The organism is Vibrio sp. HI00D65 (genome assembly GCF_001635455.1).
Lineage (GTDB): Bacteria > Pseudomonadota > Gammaproteobacteria > Enterobacterales > Vibrionaceae > Vibrio.
In genome coordinates this window covers 1-219 of the sequence record NZ_LWEH01000163.1, presented here as the reverse complement: position 1 = coordinate 219, position 219 = coordinate 1, and the positions used below count along the sequence as shown (strand labels likewise).

The 219-nt window shown below is 27.1% G+C and carries 1 protein-coding gene; it reads right to left on the bottom strand.

The window, feature by feature from the left end:
* A partial coding sequence (locus tag A3712_RS28330) for a DUF2798 domain-containing protein (protein WP_231891813.1) occupies positions 1–93 on the bottom strand: 93 nt, incomplete at its 3' end.
* Positions 94–219 lie beyond the last annotated feature (126 nt).

Below are 219 nucleotides of genomic sequence, written 5' to 3'. Positions count from 1 at the left end.
AGCGGCTGGCCAGGCTAATAAAAAAGCATTTACCCACAATTTAAAAAAAACTGGCGAACTGCCTATGTTTAAGTACGTAACCCATAAAGTCATTAGTGATGATAAAAAAAAAGACATTATAGTAGAAAATAAANCACGACGTTTCATATTAAATCCTATTAATTTAATTAATATATTATGATTTTAATATAGCTGTATTTATAAAACATTTAACAGAGA